The organism is Clostridium tarantellae (genome assembly GCF_009295725.1).
In the GTDB taxonomy this organism is placed as follows: Bacteria; Bacillota; Clostridia; order Clostridiales; family Clostridiaceae; genus Sarcina; species Sarcina tarantellae.
In genome coordinates this window covers 1-441 of sequence record NZ_WHJC01000664.1, presented here as the reverse complement: position 1 = coordinate 441, position 441 = coordinate 1, and the positions used below count along the sequence as shown (strand labels likewise).

Genomic DNA, 441 nt, shown 5'->3' with positions numbered 1-441 from the left:
TTAATATATCTGGATGCTTTTCTGAACCAAAAATATTCTTAAATATAAAATCCATTTTAGGATCTAATAAGCTCTGTAACACTCTATTCACTTCCTTATAATTCTACTAAATCTATTGTGACTACTTCCTAAGCTGATTTATTTCATCCACTGTTAACCCAGTTTTTAAGGCAATAGTTTCATTATCTAAAACATCTAGTAAATTTCTAGCAACCGCTTCTATTCCTTCTTTAATTCCTTCCTTAAGACCTTCTTCTTTTCCTTCACGCTTAGCTTTATTTAATGCACTTGTTTCATCTTTTAATGCTTTAGCTCTTAGTTCATATAATGCTCTTTGTTTTTCATCACAGCTAATTTTAATAAGTTCATTTTTAGCTTCTCGTATTTCTTTTACTGACATTTCTAAAGCTCTTACCTTTTCACTTTCAGGGTTTTTTAAGA

The 441-nt window shown here is 29.5% G+C and carries 1 protein-coding gene; it reads right to left on the bottom strand.

The features are described from left to right. Window positions 1-121: 121 nt before the first annotated feature. Window positions 122-441, bottom strand: a 320-nt coding sequence (locus GBZ86_RS17675; RefSeq protein WP_479690757.1) for a nuclease/transposase family protein, incomplete at its 5' end; no start/stop codon positions are given.